The organism is Bacillus sp. FSL R5-0439 (genome assembly GCF_038008805.1).
Classification (GTDB): Bacteria; Bacillota; Bacilli; order Bacillales; family Bacillaceae; genus Bacillus; species Bacillus safensis.
The window spans coordinates 3608931-3624512 of the sequence record NZ_JBBOZW010000001.1 but is presented as its reverse complement, the minus strand read 5'-3'; the positions used below and the strand labels follow the sequence as shown (position 1 = coordinate 3624512).

Below are 15582 nucleotides of genomic sequence, written 5' to 3'. Positions count from 1 at the left end.
CAGCATTGTCTAATAGGTGAAGGTAAGGTGGTGTTAGCATGTATAAAACGGAATTGTCTCCTGAGGTATTTGAATTCTTGAATGGAAAACAGCTTTCAGATAAACAGCATGAAGCGATGATGTTAATGACTGTAGGAGAGGATGGCTGGCCACATAATGCGATGATTAGTGTGGGGGAAATTGTTGCATTAAACTGTCAAGAATTAAGAATCGGTTTATGGCCAAATACAACGACTACATCCAATATCATTCGTACGCAGAAAGCGACTTTGGTAATGGTATGTCAAGGAAAGGTTCACTATATTAGACTGTCTTTGAAAAGGCTAGATAAGACGCCTGACAGCCATTATGTAAGAGAAAGATTCTCTGCTCAGGTTGTTTTAGCGAGGGAAGATGTAGCAAAATATGCACAAATAATCTCCGGCATCAACATCGACTTATTTAATGAGAAAGAAGTCATTGAACGCTGGGAACAAACAGTGAAAGAAATGAAAGAATAAGTAAAAGGGATGGCTTAGTTAAGCCCATCCCTTTTTTCTCTTAGAAAGGATATTTTCTTGGTTGATTTTGTACAGAAACCCACTGGACTCGAGTGAATTCTTCTAGAGCCCATTGGCCCCCAAAGCGACCAATTCCAGAAGCCTTTTCCCCACCAAATGGCGCCAGGCTATCATCATTTACGCTTTGATCGTTCACATGAGCCATTCCGCTTTCAATGCGTCTTGCTAATGTAATCCCTTTTTCAATATTCTCTGTAAAGATACCTGCACTTAAACCATATTCACTGTCGTTTGCGAAATGGATGGCTTCTTCCTCATTGTCAAAAGGAATGATAGAAACAACTGGACCAAATATCTCACTGCGTGCAATCTTCATGTCGTTATTGACATCTGCAAATACAAACGGTGTGATCAGATTTCCTTCTCTTTTTCCTTCTAACACTAATTTAGCACCTTCATTTTTTCCTTCTTCAATGATCGACATGACATGATCAGCTTGTTTCTCATTAATTAGAGGCCCAATCACTACAGAAGGGTCTACTGGGTTCCCACATTTTAATGAAGCTGCTCTTTCAGTGTACTTTTCAATAAAGGTATCATAAAGATTACGATGAACGAGAATGCGGTTAATAATCATACAAATTTGCCCTTGGTGTAAAAATTTACCGAAAATTGCAGCGTTTATCGCTTGGTCAATGTCTGCGTCTTCCAATACAATAAACGGATTGTTTCCACCAAGCTCTAAGGCTGTTCGTTTCAGGTTTTTCCCCGCAATTGAACCAATATGACGCCCAACTCCAGTTGAACCTGTAAAAGAGATGATTTTTGGAATTGGATGTTCGATAAATGAGTCTCCAATTTCTTTTGTATTGGTCAGGATTAAGTTGAAAACCCCTTTTGGCAGACCAGCGTCTTCAAACGCTTTTGCAATGACGACACCACCTGATAATGCTGTTTGCATGTCTGGTTTGTGTACAACTGAATTTCCTGTAGCAATTGCAACAGCAATAGAGCGCATAGATAAGTGAAGAGGAAAATTAAATGAACTGATAATACCAGCTACCCCTATAGGTGCTCGATAGACATAATTTGTTTTGTTTTCTATTAAAGCAGGAAGCTCTGATCTCTCTTCTAGTTGGTGTGGATAATCCATTGATTGTTTCAAAACATTCATGGTAGCTTCGAGTTCAATATTGGCTTTCACGAAGGAACTCCCTGCTTCTTTACAGAGCGTTTCTACTATGTCGTCTTTATGTTTTTCAAAGAACTGATATGCTTTTTCAAGCACGCTCACCTTTTTAGAAGCTGATACTTTTCCCCAATGTTCTTGAGCTTCTTTTGCAGCTTGATAGGCTGCGTGAATATCCTCTTCTGAAGCTATATTTACTTCAGCAATGACCTCTGAAGTATAAGGGTTATAAACTTTCTGAATTTTATTTGATGAACCTTTTCTCCATTGTCCATCAATATATTGATTTATTTTTTTTGCGAATAAATCCACAATGATTCCCCCTTGTGTCTATCAATTTCAGCCATTATTTAATTATAATGATGATATATCAAGAGGGGAAATATCTATTTTGTATAAAGAAAATACCTATTAAGTATCTTATTCCTTGAACTTTAATAGGCTAGGATGAACAAAAGAACCTTCCAGAGTGGAAGGTTCTTTATTGTCATGTTCAGCTAATTTTCACAATCGGTTTTAAAACGGCACCAGATTTCGAATCAGCAAAGGCTTGGTTGATATCTTCGAATTCATAAAATTTCACTAGCTTATCAAATGGGAACAACCCTTTTTTATAGAAATCAATAAGTTTCGGAATGAATAACTTAGGAACTGCATCGCCTTCAATCACACCCATTAATGTCTTACCTTCAGCCATGATATCGTTATGGACATCAAACTCCATTTTTGGTGTGACTCCAACAACTGCGGACACACCTAGCGGCTTTAGAGCATGTAATGATTGACGAACAACAGGTGGTACACCCGTTGTTTCAACAGCATAATTAGTTCCACCGTTTGTTATTTTTTTAATTTCTTGTACAGCATCTACTTTTGCTCCATTAAAGACATCTGTAGCACCTAGTTCCTTGGCAAGTGCTAATCGGTTTTCATGTACATCTATCGCAATGATTTGTTTACAGCCTGCAATTTTCGCAGCCATAATGGCACTTAATCCGACTGCTCCACAGCCATATACAGCAATTGTCGAACCAAATTCAGGTTTTAATTTATTTAAAACGGTTCCACTTCCTGTTTGGATTCCACAACCTAATGGTCCAAGAAGAGCCAAATCAACATCTTTCTCTACTTGAACGACATTTCGTTCGTTAACAACTGCATATGTGGCAAATGAAGATTGTCCAAAGAAAGTAGAAACTGCATGATTGTGTTTGTGTATTCTGTTTGTATGATCTTCCATCTTGCCATCAAAATTTAGTTCATTGAACCGCATACAGCTAGTAGGATGTGCAGCTAAACAGTTTTCACATTCTCCACAAGAAGCAAATGATAAGACAACATGATCTCCTTCTTTAACGGACTTGACACTATCTCCGACAGCTTCTACAATTCCAGCTCCTTCGTGGCCTAAAACTACAGGGAAGGGTGATAATCCCATATCGCGAGCGACAGCATCTGTATGACAAACTCCAGTTGCTACCACTTTAATTAATACTTCATTACTTTTTGGGTTTTCTAGCTTTAGTTGTTCAAATACAAAATCTTCACCTTGTTTTTCAATGACAGCCGCCTTAATTTCCATCATAAAGCCCCCTCTTATGAACTCTTCTTAATGTGAATTAAGAAATCAGAGAAATTATATGCTGTAACTGTTTAGATTACAAGTGATTGATTTCCGGTTAATTGACAAGAAGAGGGTGACGATGAAAGCGTGGTAAGGGTTGTACCCGTTTGAGAAAAAAGTCCTAATTTGAACAAATGGATTGTTTTATTAGATAATTCTTGTGATGATAGTATAAAAAAACAAGGATTGTTAAGTTGATTTTTATGAATAACAACAGAAAAACAAAAATCGAAACCTTAAAAAGAAAAAGCAGAAGAAAGCACTTAATGAACGAATTGAGCTACATGACACTTCCAGAACACCCTTTTTTAGATATCGAAGAAAATCAATTGTTTTGTCAGAAGGTGTTTGCTTTCCTTTATGCAAGAGAAAATAAGATTCAAATACATGGGGATAACTATCGAGAACATATAAAAAAATCTACACAAATGTTAAAGGAATTGGTCAAGAATGCAGAACGTTATCCCAAAGAAGCTAGAATCATGTTTTTTCGAGAGCATGAAATTGAAGCTCTTTTAGTAAACGTGAACGAAGTGTTTAGCCATTTAAACCAGCTTCTTGAGCAAACGAAATTTTCAATTGGATATGGAGATTTTATGTTAGTCACAGAGGATCTTCATTTTGGATTATGCATTGAACGGACGGAATATTTTTATGAGTTAAGTACTTGGGGACTTTAAGTTTAGACGGTCTTTATTAGAAAGAGCATGACAATACCATTCATTTTCAATAGGTACGATTAGATGATATAACAGTGCTCTTTGATCTATATTTAATCAATTTATTATTGTTTTTCGAGAAAAAAACATTGCTTTTGTGAAGATAATTAATTACTATAAAGATATTAACATGTTAAAAGCGGTTTCACGAAACGATGAAAATTTAAAAATAGAATAATGCGTACATTCAATAAGGCGTGTTACTGTTCGGCAGGCAAGACCTAGATTGGATGGGATATCTGTATTTGTATATTCCCACCCAATCCAGGTCTTTTTTTGTTCCCTGAGCGCCTATAATCAAAAATGAAAGCGGTGACTTTAATGAATCATAAAGACTTAGCTCAAGACATTCTAAAACATATTGGCGGAAGCGAAAATGTTCAAAATGCCATCCACTGTATGACGAGATTAAGGCTGACTTTAAAAGATTCTTCACGCGCAAACTCTGAAGAAATTAGCCGTCTTGATGGCGTCATTCAAGTAGCAGATACAGCAGGTCAGTATCAAATTATTATTGGAAATGATGTGGGTTATGTTTATAAAGAGTTTGCAAAACTGATTGATCAAAATCCGGAAGCAAGCGGACAGATTGTACAGAATAAAGATCATAGCTTGAAAGGATATTTCAATCGTTTTGCCAATTTGATCACTGGCATTTTTGCACCGATCATCCCTGCGATCGCTGGTGCAGGAATGTTGAAGGCTCTATTAATTTTATTGCCGATGCTGAACTTGATGAAAGAAGACAGCCAAACCTATTTGGTATTGAAAATCATCTCAGATGCAGCGTTCTTCTTCTTACCTATTTTGTTAGCCTATACAAGCTCACAGAAATTTGGCACAAACCCTATGGTATCAATGGCTTTGGCTGGGGTTTTGTTACATCCGAACTTAACAGCCCTGTTTAGCAGTGGTGATCCAGTTGTCTTTGCGGGCATCCCACTAAAAGCTGTTTCTTATGGTGCATCGGTTATTCCGATCATACTCATTGTTTGGCTGATGTCATATGTAGAAAAGCTGGCAGATAAATTATCACCGGGACCTGTCAAAATCTTTATGGTTCCTTTAATTACGATGATTATTGTCGCTCCGATTGGTTTACTGTTTTTAGGGCCGCTCGGTATGTATCTTGGTGCAGGCTTAGCCGCAGGGGTCTTATGGATCCAGCAAACTGCGGGATGGGCAGCTGTTGCGATTTTAGCCGTTTTCTTACCTTTTATCGTCATGTTTGGGATGCAGAAGGTGTTCTATCCAGTTGTTATCGCGTCCCTTGCTTCACCAGGATACGATGCTCTCATTGGGGTCGCTATGCTAGCAGCGAACTTTGCGCAAGGTGGAGGTGCTTTGGCTGTTTCATTTAAAACCAAAGATCCTAAGTTAAAACAAATTGCGATGTCCGGAGGAATTTCTGCTTTATTTGGTATAACAGAACCTGCATTATACGGCGTTCATTTAAAACTTAAGAAAACATTACTCGCATGTATGATTGGAGCAGGGGTTTCAGGTATTTTTGTTGGATTGATTAAGCTAAAGGCGTTTGTCATGGTTTCACCTGGTATCGCAACAATGCCGATTTTCATTGAAAAAGGGACTTCAAACTTTACGTTTGCCATTATTGGTGCAGTCGTTTCAGCGGTCGTTGCGTTTATTGCTGTTTACATCATCGGCTTTAAAGATGCAGAAACTGAAAACATCGAGAAGAAAAATGAGCCTGTTTCCACATCAGAAAGCACAAGAAATCGTGAAGTCATTTATGCACCAATTAAAGGAGACATCATTCCTTTAGCAAAAGTGAATGATAAAGTATTCTCTGAAGAAGTGATGGGGAAAGGGGCAGCGATTCAACCTAGTGAAGGGAAAGTATTTGCTCCTTTTGATGGACAAGTAGAAATGATTTTCCATACAAATCATGCCATTGGTTTAAAATCCAACCTTGGTGTGGAAGTTCTGATTCATATTGGTATTGATACTGTAAACTTAAATGGACAATATTTTACTTCACATGTTCAAAAAGGTGATACAGTGAAACAAGGTCAACTTCTGATTGAATTTGATCAACAGAATATACAAAAGGCTGGCTATGATACAACAACACCAGTCATTATTACAAATACAGCTGATTATTTAGAAATTTTACCCCAAGAGGGAAAAACGAATCCTGTTTCTGGTCATCAGCAGCCACTTTTAACGGTCTTATAAATCGATTTTGAATGTATCCAGGAAGGTGATATGGTATGGAAATTATAAAAGTGCTGAATACCAGTGTGGTTCTCGCTAAAAGAGATGACGGTAAGGAAATCATCGTAATGGGTAAAGCCATTGGATTTAAAAATAAGCCAGGCAGTCTTATTCAAGAGTCTGATATTCAAAAGATCTATGTGCTAGAAGATCAAAGCACGTCTAATGATTTAGCTGAGCTTATGAGGGAGACCCCAGAGGAATTTTTAATCATGACAGATGAGATTATATCCTATGCGAAGCGCCGTTTATCTACACACTTAAATGAGCATCTTTATATTTCTTTAACCGATCACCTTTTCATGGCTACGAAGCGCTTTAAGGAAAATTTAACGATACAAAATCGCCTGCTGTGGGAAGTGAAGAAATTTTACCCCGAAGAATTCAGTATTGGTCTGCATGCACTAGAGCTGATTGAAAAACAGTTAGGCATTCAGCTGCCTGAAGAAGAAGCGGCGAATATTGCATTTCATCTAGTAAATGCGCAGCAGACCAAAGATAATTTAAATCAAATCGTGATGATGACCAATATGGTCAAAGACATTTTAAATATTATCAAAATGCATTATAAGATTGACATTCCGACAGATACGATTAATTACTCCAGGTTTTTAACACATTTACAGTTCTTTGTTCAACGTTTACTTGAGAACAAAATGCTTGAAACAGATGATCACGATCTAATTGATCAAATCATGAGGAAGTATCCTGAAGAAGTAAAATGTGTGGAGAAAATCGAGAAATATATTAAAACAAATGTGGATTACACGATATCCAGTGACGAAAAAATGTATTTAATTATTCACGTTAATCGAGTGGTTCAAAGAAATAACGCATAGTCTTGAGGAGGAAGAAACATGTCTAATCAAATCAGGAAATTTCCAGAAGGATTTTTATGGGGAGGCGCCATCGCGGCAAACCAAGCAGAAGGCGCATGGAATGTAGACGGAAAAGGGCTATCGACTGCTGATGTGGCGATCTTTAAAAAAGGTCTCAGTAAGTCTGATTATAAAAAGCACAACAAAGTGGATGAAGAACAAATTCAGCAAGCGATGCGTGCAGATACCGCCGAAGGTTATCCGAAACGAAGAGGTGTAGACTTTTATCATCGTTATCCTGAAGATATGGCGCTGTTCAAAGAAATGGGATTGAAGACGTTACGTGTCTCGATTGCATGGACACGTATTTTTCCAAACGGTGATGAAGAAGAGCCAAATGAAGCGGGATTATTATTTTACGACCGCCTATTCGATGAGATGAAAAAGCATGATATTGAACCACTCGTTACGTTATCTCATTATGAAATGCCGCTATACTTAGTGAATCAATATGGAGGATGGTCTCATCGCATTGTCGTTGATTTCTTTGTGAAATTTAGTCGAGTTGTATTTGATCGATATAAAGATAAAGTCAAGTATTGGCTGACTTTCAATGAAATTGATAGTATTGTCCGACATCCATTTACAAGTGGTGGAATCGTTTCAGAGCGCTTTGACAATGTAGAACAGGCAGTTTATCAAGCATTGCATCATCAATTTGTTGCAAGTGCTTTGGCCGTTAAATATTGTCATGAAATGATCCCAGGGGCAAAAATAGGGTGTATGTTGACGAAATTAACAACGTATCCGTATTCTTGTAATCCAAAGGATGTTCTGAAGGCATCAAAGAACAATCAGTTCAATATGTTTTTTACAGATGTACAGGTGCGTGGTGAGTATCCGCGTTTTATCAATCGACTGTTTAAAGAAAAAAACATTCACATTGAGAAACAGCTGGGAGATGACGAATTATTAAAGGTGCATACTGTTGATTTTATTTCATTCAGTTACTACAATTCCTTGGTTGCTACTGAAAATAGTGAAGGCATGGAAACTGTCAGCGGCAATACAATAGGTGGAGTGAAAAACCCATATTTAGAAGTGAGTGAATGGGGCTGGCAGATCGACCCGATTGGAATTCGTATCTCTTTAAATGATTTATACGATCGCTATCAACTACCACTATTTATAGTTGAGAATGGATTAGGTGCATACGACAAGGTGGAAGATGGAAAGATAAATGATGATTATCGGATTAGCTATCATGAGCAGCATTTCCAGCAAATGCTGGAAGCCATTGAGGATGGAGTCGAATTAATAGGTTACACCAGCTGGGGAATTCTTGATTTAATTAGTTACTCGTCATCTGAAATGGAAAAGCGATATGGGTTTATCCATGTTGATCAAGATAACGATGGAAACGGAACGTTAAATCGAACACCTAAAAAAAGCTTTTACTGGTATCAAGAAGTCATTCGTCAAAATGGGTTGAAAATGAACGATGAACAGAAATGAGACATCAGTTAAGGAGTGGCAGCTAACCACTCCTTTTTTCTATCGATGGTGTCATACGCTTGATCGATGAATTCCCCTCAAATTTAAGCAATTCACTATCTTTACCTTTCTCATTCGTATAAAATAAGAGCAGTGAAAAATTGAAGAAATGCTTGATACATGAAGGGCGTGTAAGCTGTGAGCTGCATGACATGATGAGATGTATGAACGTGAAGGCTGCAAAGCTGTTCTTCCTCACATATGAGATCTTGTAAGCGTAACCATTATTTGTCACTTCATTGCGATGGTGTTGAGGGGTGTGTCAGGATGAGGAATCCGTATGTGAGAACGGCTTCTAGTCTGTATATTAATTACTTTTTATTAGGTATGGTCAATATTATTTTGGCTTCAAATATGCCATTTTTAATCAAACAATTAGATACCAATAGTGCGGGAATTAGTTATATGATTTCGGCGCTTGGCATTGGCAGGGTGCTCACGTATGGTTTATCAGGCGTACTGTCAGATCGTTTTGGGCGAAAGCCGGTCATTTTGGTTTCTGGTGTGCTGATGGCGGTGTTCCTCATCGGAATCCCATTGTCTCCGAATTATCAAATCGCGTTTGCGTTTGCGATTTTGGCAGGGGTTGCGAATTCGGCAATGGATGCAGGAACGTATCCTGCGTTAATGGAGGCTTTTCCGCAAAACTCAGGATCTGCGAATGTGATGGTGAAGGCCTTTATCTCCATTGGGGCAACCATTTTGCCACTGGCGATTTTCTTTTTAGCAGAGCATGATTTGTTTTATGGAATTTCATTTTTTGTTCCTGCTCTGATCTATCTTGTAAATGTCTTGATGCTGTGGACCTTACCATTTCCGAATCATCGCAAGGTGGAGCAAGTCCAGGTAACGGAGCATGATGGACTTCCGCGCTTCTCGACAGAGCCTACATTTTGGAGGGAAGGGATCGCACTCATTTTAATCAGCTTTACATCAAATGGGCTGTATGCGCTGCCGCAAATTTGGCTTCCTACGTACGGTGAGGCCATCTTGGGGATGGCATCGGGCAGTGCTGTGAAACTGCTCAGTTACTATAGCATGGGCGGGCTGCTGTCTGTTGTGTTGCTCGCGTTTCTTTTGCGCCGTTTTGTCCGTCCGGTCACTGTACTGCTGATTTATCCAATCATTACACTTGTTTCTATTTGTGTACTCTTGGTCGTGAAATCGCCAGTCATAGGAACCGTCAATGCTTTTGTATTAGGGTTTTCAACAGCAGGAGTTTTTCAGCTGACGTTAACTGTGATGGCTGAATTCTTCTGGAAAAACAAAGGGACGATGACTGGGATTATCTCCACAGCGGGCGGCGTGTCGGCTATCGTCATCCCGGTCGTAACAGGGTTAATTCAGAGTCACGCGTCCATTTTACAAATCTTTATGTTCGATGCAGTGGTGGCTGTTGCAGCCATTATCGGCGCACTGTATATCCTGTATCGCTACCGTCAAGTTATGGTACATGATTAAAAAAAGACGACCTCCGCTTAGGAAGTCGTCTTTCTTTTGTTTTAGAAACGGTCATTTTCAAAAAGAATTTGTTTTACTTGATCAACTGGCATATCTTCGCCAGTAAATAGTTTGTAAGCAAGTGCACCTTGCCATAGCATCATTCCAAGACCGTTAATCGTTTTGGCGCCAGCTTCCTGTGCTTGTGCAAGAAGCTTTGTTTTTTGCGGGTTGTATACGACATCTGTCACGATCAAATCTTCACGAAGTACATCAAGTGTATCATCGATAATGCTGAGCTGATCTAGTGGTTTCATGCCAAGGCTTGTCCCGTTTGCCAGGATCGCACTTTCTGCTACTTCACGGCGGAACGCGTCTTTGTCTTCAAGTGGGAAAATGTTTGCTTTGACACCGAAAGATTTCATTTCGTTGTTGATGTAATTTACATTTTCTTCTGCTTGAACGAAGTATTGGTCATTACGAGCAAAAATACTAATTTCACGAATACCGGACTGTGCAAGCTGAATCGCAATCGGAGTTGCCGCGCCGCCAGAGCCAACAAGTGTGACTTTTTTGCCGGCTAATTCAACGCCATGCTCAATCAAGTTTCTCACATATCCAAGACCATCTGTGTTGTAGCCGATGAGCTTACCATCTTTGTTTACTACAGTGTTACTTGCACGTGTATATCTTGCAGAATCATCTAGTTCGTCTAAGTAATCTAGTACTTTCATTTTGTTCGGCATAGAGACGTTAAATCCAGCTGCACCCATTGCTTTCATACCGTTTACGGCTGCTTCTAGTTCATCATTCCCTACTTCAAATGCGAGGTAAGCATAGTTGATACCTGTTAGTGTATAGCCAAGGTTATGCATACGTGGTGAAAGGCTGTGTCCGATTGGTGTAGCTAGAAGACCGACTAATTTTGTTTTTCCATCAATATTTCGTTCATGTATGTTTGTCATGATTGACATCTCCTTTAATTATCTAAATAATTTTTTCATGCGTCCAAGAACAAAGACCGCTAGTAATACGCTAATAACCGCAATGATCATATCGAAAAATAACGTCATTTTAATATCGTACGTGCTGACCAATCCACTTGTAATGAGCGGCACGAGAATAAACGCTGAGCTTGCCGCAATATTAACGTAGGATGAAGCCGTTGCTTTGTTTGTCGGGAACAATTTCATCATAATACTCATCGCCAGCTGGAAGATTCCTGCTGTAAATAGCCCTAAGAAGAAGGTGCTGACAATGACAATGCTGTACGTTTCGATTTGGAAAAGTGAAAGCATTGCAAGGAACGCCCCAATTGGATAAATGATTGCCACCATAATCGGTGAAATGAATTTATCTAAGACGATCGAAAGCAAGAGAACAGATACGAGTGCACCAATACTAAAATAAGATAGAAGCTGTGTGGCTTGTCCTGTGCCAAGTCCGATTAATTTTAACCCGAGCTGCGGAAGCCATGTCTGCCATACGACAAACAATGCAGTCGACGTGAATCCCATCAGTACAACAGCTAAGCCTTCGCCAAGCATTTTTGGTTCTTCCTTCAGCTGGTCTTGTACTGGAAGAGCGTCTTGTGAAGAAACTTGCTTATGGTTCGGGAATGGCATAAAGATTAAGTAAATTCCTACAAGTAAATAAAGAAGCCCTAGTCCAAAGAACGCCCAGCCCCAGAAGATGTCATGTGCCACTAGGTACGCCAAGATAAATGGAAGAACAGTCGCCCCAATGGATACAGACGCTTTTACTAAAACAGAAGCCGAACTTGCTTTTTTCGGAAATGACTCTGTCAAAGCAGGGTAGGTTCCTGAATCAAGCAGTGAGTTGGCAATACCTGCTGAAATCGCAAAGATAAATGCCAGTGTATAACTCGTTGTCGTTGGAATACCGATTAAGAATAATAAGTAAAGAAAATTTCCTGTAATAATGACAGGCTTACGTCCCCAGCTATCGGCTAACCGACCTGAGAAAAAGAGAGCAATGAGTTTACCAATTCCGATCGCCGATACAAGCAAGCTGATTTTCGGAATATCTACATGGTAGCGCTCAGATAAGCTGTCCATGTTGGAAGCTACAATAATATTGATCATGCCAAGCATGAAGTAGTTTAAATACATGCCAAGTGACGATTTAATATAAGGATTTTTCATGTTCCCACTCCTATATTTGAAACCCCTTTAAGGTCAAATTCTTTGTATACCCTTTGTTATTGTTTCCTTCAAAATGAATAATATGAAGCCCATCACAACACCCCTTATTGATGAAAAAATAATGAATATTCATCTGTTCTCCAATTAAAGTACATCGTTCTACTAAAATGTAAAAAATAATAACAGCCTTGATTAGGAAGTGAAACTTCATGATTTGATCAGAATCATAAAAAATCACTTTTAACTGTTTTTTGATAGAAATAACGATAGGACTAAATAGGTATAACGATATACTAAAAGAAGCAACGAGATAAATATACTCCTGCATTTTAAATGTGTCAAGTTTATGACTTTGTGATTTAAAAAAAGAAAAATGAAACAAAGAAATAGTTGACTTGTTCAATAAAAAAAGAGAATTGCTGCACACAATTCTCTTTTCATCATGATGGAGAGGTTTCTCTAATATGAAGTTGAGGCTTTAAAATCAATCTCTGCAGCTCTTCATCCTGATCGTTCATTTTATGATATAAAAGGTTCGCTGCTTTTGCCCCGATGGATCGGGGGAATGAAGAAACAGTGGTGAGCGGCGGATGGTACATCTCCGCTTCAGGAACATTATCGAATCCAACCACATCAATATCTTCACCTGGCTGGATGCCCCGTGCTGACAGTGCTTGCATGACTCCAAATGCAACTAAGTCACTAAAACAAAAAATAGCGGTAGGAGGCTCGGGTTGATCCATCACTTGAGCGAGTGCTTCTTTCCCGCCTTCACGAGTAGGTACGATATCAATAATAAGGGAATCATCAATCGTCAGGTTTTCATCGTCATGAGCTCTTTTGAAACCTTTCATCCGCTCAATCCAAGTCGATGAGGTCTTGATGCCGCCTAAGAAGGCGATACGTCGATGCCCCTTCTGAAGAAGATGATGAATGGCCATCCAAGTGCCTTGTTCATAATCAACACCGACATAATCACATTGCACATCTGATAACTCACGATTTGCAAGTACTTTTGGGGTGCGAATTTGATTTAATTGTTTGACGGTTCGAGCAGAGCTTTTCGAAGCTGGGTTTAAAATAATTCCGCCCACTCGGTGCTCTACCATGGTGGAAATGAGCCGCTCCTGTTTGTCGACACTGTCAAAGGTTGTACCAAGTAAAACGGTATAGCCTAGTGATTCAAGCGTGGTTTGCACGCCGATTAAAAATTCCGAAATAAAGGTGTTAGAAATATCTGTGACAATCACACCAACGATATTTGAGCTTTTTGACCGCATGTTGGCAGCAACGCGGTCATATACGTATCCTAAGTCTTCCATGGATTGCAGTACTTTGTTTCGAGTGGCTTCAGAGATTCTAGGATTGTTTCGAACAACGAGTGATGCCGTTGAAGTCGAGACACCGGCATGCTTGGCGACTTCCTGTAATGTGACACGCTGTTTGTTCATTTTTTTCATTTATCTTCACCAACTTCAATGGATTGCCTAACTTTGTTCATGATCAAGAGGGATTTCTCCATCAGACGAGCCGAACATCTTTTGGTTTATTATACATGAATTAGGGGGGATTGATGAAGTGAAGACATATGGGTATCACTGTAAATCATAAAAGATTACCATTGACAGCATTCTGATTGAGGCGTAAAATATAAAATTATTCAGAAATAGCAACATTTTAATTAAATAACGAAGGCTATGATTGCTGTGGGTCACACTATAGCAGGAGCAGCTTCTGGAGAGACCGCATGTATGTGCGGCGCCGAAGGGTTCACAATCTCAGGCAAAAGGACAGAAGAGTACGAAATATTGTATTTGTGATGCATGGATGATGCCGTGTATTACTTTTCTCTATTTTGCTATTCTTTTATGACCGTGAGATTGGAGCGCATCCAATCTCTTTTTTTATGGACTTTTTAAAGAGTTCATTATTTCAGTATAAGATCGTGTCGTAGGAGGGTGTTAGCATTGGCACAACAAGAATTAAAACGAGATTTATCAAACCGTCATGTGCAATTGATTGCCATTGGCGGAACCATTGGAACAGGGCTGTTTTTAGGCTCTGGAAAAGCCATTCAATTGGCAGGTCCATCAATCATTTTTGCTTATTTAATTGTCGGAATGGCCATCTTTTTTGTCATGAGGGCACTTGGAGAATTGCTTTTATCGAAGGCGGGCTATCAGTCATTAACCGATATTGCAGAGGACTATCTCGGCCCGTGGGCATCTTTTGTGACAGGGTGGACATATTGGTTTTGCTGGATTATGACAGCGATGGCGGATGTCATTGCGGTCGGAGTGTATGTGCAGTATTGGTTTGATATCCCGCAATGGATTCCTGCTATCATTTGTTTGTTGATTTTACTAGGATTGAATCTATTAACGGTGAAGCTTTTCGGAGAAATGGAATTTTGGTTTGCACTCATTAAAGTGATTACGATTCTATTACTGATCGGTGTTGGAATTGTTCTTTTAATCATTGGTTTTCAAACCGATGCCGGACCGGTGACAGTAACGAATTTATGGTCTCATGGCGGGTTATTCCCGAATGGTGTCACAGGCTTCTTGCTGTCATTCCAGATGGTGATTTTTGCGTATGTGGGAGTTGAACTGGTTGGCGTATCCGCAGCAGAAACTGCCAATCCGCAAAAAAACATCCCCTCTGCGATTAATAAGATTCCATTAAGAATTCTATTTTTCTATGTGGGTGCGATCTTTGTTTTACTATGTATCAACCCATGGACTGAGCTCAGTGCATCAGAAAGTCCTTTTGTGAAAACCTTTGGGCTCATTGGAATACCAGTAGCAGCGGGCCTTATCAACTTTGTTGTGTTGACGTCTGCGGCATCAGCTTGTAATAGCGGCATGTTCTCGACAAGCCGTATTCTGTATAATCTCAGTCATCAAAAGCAGGGGCCAGCTTCCTTTGGACGTTTGAACAAGCACGCTGTCCCTAGTAATGCGCTATTCGTTTCAACGATTGTAGTATCGGTCGGAGCTCTTTTAAGCAAGCTGATTCCCGAACAAGCCTTTGGGATTGTTACGACGATCAGTGCCATTTGTTTCATTTGGGTATGGAGTATTATTTTAATTTGTCATTTGAAATATAAAAAAACACGGCCTGAACTGCATGCAGCATCTACCTTTAAAGCACCGTTCACACCTTTTGTGAATATTTGCGTTCTTGCGCTCTTTGCTGCCATTCTCGTGATCATGCTCTTCGCAGATGCAACACGTCCTGCGCTGCTATTGACACCGGTATGGTTTGGTTTCTTATTTTTGATTTATGCACGAAAGAAACGCCGTGCATCGTAACGGACGGAAAAAGCACAGCCT

General features: G+C 39.5%; 12 protein-coding genes and 1 riboswitch. Of the genes, 7 read left to right on the top strand and 5 right to left on the bottom strand.

The window, feature by feature from the left end:
• The first annotated feature begins 38 nt into the window (after positions 1 to 38).
• Positions 39 to 500, top strand: coding sequence for a pyridoxamine 5'-phosphate oxidase family protein (locus NST59_RS18630; protein WP_126682549.1), 462 nt, complete (start codon positions 39 to 41; stop codon positions 498 to 500).
• Between the two features lie 40 nt (positions 501 to 540).
• Here the strand turns inward: NST59_RS18630 and NST59_RS18625 are convergent, their stop codons facing one another.
• Positions 541 to 2001, bottom strand: coding sequence for an aldehyde dehydrogenase family protein (locus NST59_RS18625; protein ID WP_341040912.1), 1461 nt, complete (start codon positions 1999 to 2001; stop codon positions 541 to 543).
• Positions 2002 to 2182: 181 nt separating this feature from the next.
• Entirely contained in the window at positions 2183 to 3271 is a 1089-nt protein-coding gene (locus NST59_RS18620) for an NAD(P)-dependent alcohol dehydrogenase (RefSeq protein WP_224931089.1), read from the bottom strand.
• Between the two features lie 245 nt (positions 3272 to 3516).
• Between NST59_RS18620 and NST59_RS18615 the strand changes: the two genes are divergently transcribed.
• From NST59_RS18615 to NST59_RS18595, 5 genes are all read left to right on the top strand, one after another.
• Positions 3517 to 3993, top strand: a complete 477-nt coding sequence (locus NST59_RS18615) for a YxiF family protein (protein ID WP_099663862.1) — start codon at positions 3517 to 3519, stop codon at positions 3991 to 3993.
• A gap of 360 nt (positions 3994 to 4353) precedes the next feature.
• Entirely contained in the window at positions 4354 to 6231 is a 1878-nt protein-coding gene (locus NST59_RS18610) for a beta-glucoside-specific PTS transporter subunit IIABC (RefSeq protein ID WP_126682547.1), read from the top strand.
• Between the two features lie 35 nt (positions 6232 to 6266).
• Complete coding sequence (licT, locus tag NST59_RS18605) at positions 6267 to 7109, top strand: BglG family transcription antiterminator LicT (RefSeq protein WP_048237973.1); 843 nt, start codon at positions 6267 to 6269, stop codon at positions 7107 to 7109.
• A gap of 18 nt (positions 7110 to 7127) precedes the next feature.
• Complete coding sequence (locus tag NST59_RS18600; protein WP_058838379.1) at positions 7128 to 8603, top strand: glycoside hydrolase family 1 protein; 1476 nt, start codon at positions 7128 to 7130, stop codon at positions 8601 to 8603.
• A gap of 306 nt (positions 8604 to 8909) precedes the next feature.
• Complete coding sequence (locus NST59_RS18595; RefSeq protein ID WP_144489747.1) at positions 8910 to 10103, top strand: MFS transporter; 1194 nt, start codon at positions 8910 to 8912, stop codon at positions 10101 to 10103.
• A 41-nt stretch (positions 10104 to 10144) separates the two neighbouring features.
• On the opposite strand, the gene NST59_RS18590 is transcribed toward NST59_RS18595, so the two are convergent.
• The 3 genes from NST59_RS18590 to NST59_RS18580 all read right to left on the bottom strand — a co-directional run bounded on the left by NST59_RS18590 (position 10145) and on the right by NST59_RS18580 (position 13707).
• On the bottom strand, positions 10145 to 11047 hold the full coding sequence (locus NST59_RS18590) for a shikimate dehydrogenase (RefSeq protein ID WP_024423990.1): 903 nt from the start codon (positions 11045 to 11047) through the stop codon (positions 10145 to 10147).
• 18 nt (positions 11048 to 11065) lie between these two features.
• Entirely contained in the window at positions 11066 to 12247 is a 1182-nt protein-coding gene (locus NST59_RS18585) for an MFS transporter (RefSeq protein WP_039182759.1), read from the bottom strand.
• A 440-nt stretch (positions 12248 to 12687) separates the two neighbouring features.
• Positions 12688 to 13707 (bottom strand): LacI family DNA-binding transcriptional regulator, encoded by a 1020-nt coding sequence (locus NST59_RS18580; RefSeq protein ID WP_039182756.1) that lies wholly within the window; start codon positions 13705 to 13707, stop codon positions 12688 to 12690.
• 264 nt (positions 13708 to 13971) lie between these two features.
• Positions 13972 to 14051: riboswitch (glycine riboswitch) on the top strand.
• 163 nt (positions 14052 to 14214) lie between these two features.
• On the opposite strand from NST59_RS18580, the gene NST59_RS18575 reads away from it, so the two are divergent.
• Entirely contained in the window at positions 14215 to 15561 is a 1347-nt protein-coding gene (locus tag NST59_RS18575) for an amino acid permease (protein ID WP_047203748.1), read from the top strand.
• The last annotated feature ends 21 nt before the right edge of the window (positions 15562 to 15582 follow it).